General features: G+C 32.1%; 2 protein-coding genes. Both read left to right on the top strand.

Annotation, left to right across the window (positions count from 1 at the left end):
* The first annotated feature begins 3 nt into the window (after positions 1-3).
* Positions 4-1,206 carry an ABC transporter permease gene (locus NE054_RS08005; RefSeq protein ID WP_297890430.1) on the top strand — a complete coding sequence of 401 codons (1,203 nt, stop codon included), beginning with the start codon at positions 4-6 and terminating at the stop codon, positions 1,204-1,206.
* Positions 1,207-1,890: an ABC transporter ATP-binding protein gene (locus NE054_RS08000; protein ID WP_297890428.1), complete on the top strand. Its 684-nt coding sequence runs from the start codon at positions 1,207-1,209 to the stop codon at positions 1,888-1,890.
* Positions 1,891-1,946: the final 56 nt, after the last annotated feature.

The following is a 1,946-nucleotide window of genomic DNA, read 5'->3' as shown; positions in this document are numbered from 1 at the left end:
TTAATAGCTATAGACCCAATTTTAGAAAGAAAAGCATCTGTGATAGACAAATTTATAGTTATGGCATCTTTGATGAACGGCTTTCAAAAGTATTTTATAGAACAAGCCATAGACCTAAATGCTCACATAACGTTGAAAGTAAAACCAGAAAACAATCCGGATAAAATCATAAAAACATTTTTTGGAAGTGACGTTATAGCAAAGGTTTACGGCTCAAAACCGGAAGAAAAAAAAGATAAAATAACCCAGTACAAAGAAATAATAGATAAGTACAGTAACAACCCGGATATAATCGGAATTGCGCCCCACTTGGTTAGTCAGGCAATAATCAGATACGGCACCGTAGAAAAATCAGGAAATTTAATAGGTATAGACCCAATTTTAGAAAGAAAAGCATCTGTGATAGACAAATTTATAGTAAATAAAAAATTAGATACACTACTATCCGACAGAAACAGTATCGTAATCGGCAAACTTTTAGCAAAAGATTTAGGTATTGACGAACTTGGTAAAAAAGTTGTATTAACCGCACCAAACGGAAATCGCCAAGTGTTCAAAGTGGTGGATTTTTTTGAATCCGGAATAACAAACCTTGACCAAACAAGAATATACATAAATCTAAGAACAGCACAGTCTATCCTTGAAAGACCAAACGAAGTTAATGAGATTATCTTTAAAATAAAAGATGTAAACAAAGCAGAAAAGTTGGCAAAAATGATAAGTTATCAAACAGGATACTACACAGAAAGTTGGCAGTACGCATATAAAAACTTCCTTCAACTTTTTAAAATACAAAACTACATAACTTACATGATAGTATTTGCTATACTAATCGTTTCAGCTTTTGGAATATTCAACATAATAATGATGACCGTTATGGAAAAGAAAAAAGACATAGCTATACTAAAAGCTGTTGGATACGAAGAAAACGATATTGTAAAAATATTCGTATATCAAGGATTTATTGTCGGATTTTTTGGTTATATCATAGGAAGTATTTTGGGATACTCAATCCAAGAGTGGCTTTCTTCCATAAAGATAGAGGTAGAAGGTTTAGTAAGAGCAAAAGGATTTATATTAGACAGAAGTATGGTTTATTACCTTTACGGATTTTTATTTTCAATTACCTTTTCTATTTTAGCATCATTTTACCCTTCTTACAAAGCTTCAAAACTCAATCCTGTCGATATATTCAGGAGTGGTTAGATGCAGATAATCACCGTTAAAAACGTTGAAAAAGTAATAGGACAGGAAAAAATTTTAAAAAATATAAATCTTATAATAAACAAAGGAGAATTTGTAAGCATAGTAGGACCATCAGGCTCAGGAAAAAGTACACTTCTATACATTCTTGGACTTTTAGACATTCCAACATCTGGAGAAGTTGTTGTAGAAGAAAGTCCAGTAGTTTTTAAAGACAAAGACAGACTTGCTAATTTAAGAAATAAAAAATTTGGTTTTGTTTTTCAGTTTCATTATCTTATCAACGAACTTACTTTGGAAGAAAATGTTATGGTACCAATGTTAAAGGCAAATGTGGATAAAAAAACAGCAAAGGAAAGAGCGTTAACTTTACTTGAAAAACTTGGACTAAAAGGTAAAGAAAACAGAAAACCTTATCAGATATCAGGAGGAGAACAACAGAGAGTATCCATCGCAAGGGCTCTATCTAACAATCCGGATATATTAATAGCAGACGAACCTACTGGTAATCTTGATTCAAAAAACACCGAAAAAGTAATGGAAATATTTACCCAGATAAACCATGAAGGAAAAACTATAATTATGGTAACCCACGAAATGGATTTAGCAGAAAAAACAGATAGAATAGTAAAGATGAAAGACGGTGAAATTGTAGAAGAAATAAAAGTGAACTACCCCCACTTATAACAAGTGGGGGCTTCCTGCTTCATTGAATGATGACTCGTAGACCAATGATTTTGTCA

This window comes from Sulfurihydrogenibium sp., assembly GCF_027448985.1.
Classification (GTDB): domain Bacteria; phylum Aquificota; class Aquificia; order Aquificales; family Hydrogenothermaceae; genus Sulfurihydrogenibium.
The sequence above is the reverse complement of the archived record's forward strand: the minus strand, read 5'-3'. Positions and strand labels throughout refer to the sequence as shown.

What these genes read in the sequence shown, in the direction of transcription:
- NE054_RS08000 (WP_297890428.1), top strand. Translation starts at nt 1,207, where the DNA reads ATGCAGATAATCACCGTTAAAAACGTTGAAAAAGTAATAGGACAGGAA.